The organism is Pseudomonas sp. SIMBA_067, from assembly GCF_046534675.1.
Taxonomy (GTDB): domain Bacteria; phylum Pseudomonadota; class Gammaproteobacteria; order Pseudomonadales; family Pseudomonadaceae; genus Aquipseudomonas; species Aquipseudomonas putida.
Genome location: NZ_JAWRYH010001559.1, coordinates 1 through 228, shown reverse-complemented (window position 1 = coordinate 228; position 228 = coordinate 1). Strand labels below are relative to the sequence as shown.

Sequence of the window (228 nt, the reverse complement as noted above, 5' to 3'; positions counted from 1 at the left end):
AAAGGGCAAGGGCTTCGCCCCGGCCGAGGTCGACCCGATTGGCTACCACGCCATCACCAAGCTCGAACCTGCCGACAAGCCCGCCACGCCGAAGAAGCCCAGCGGGCCCAAGTATTCCGCTGTGTTCGGCCAGTGGCTGTGGGACATGGCCGCGAGCGACAAGCGCCTGGTCGGCATCACCCCGGCGATGAAGGAAGGCTCTGACCTGGTCGACTTCAGCGATCGCTA

1 pseudogene is annotated in these 228 nt (G+C 65.4%); it reads left to right on the top strand.

What is annotated here, in order from left to right:
- Positions 1–228 (top strand): annotated as a pseudogene (locus tag SB765_RS34690) (1-deoxy-D-xylulose-5-phosphate synthase); the annotation flags it as partial.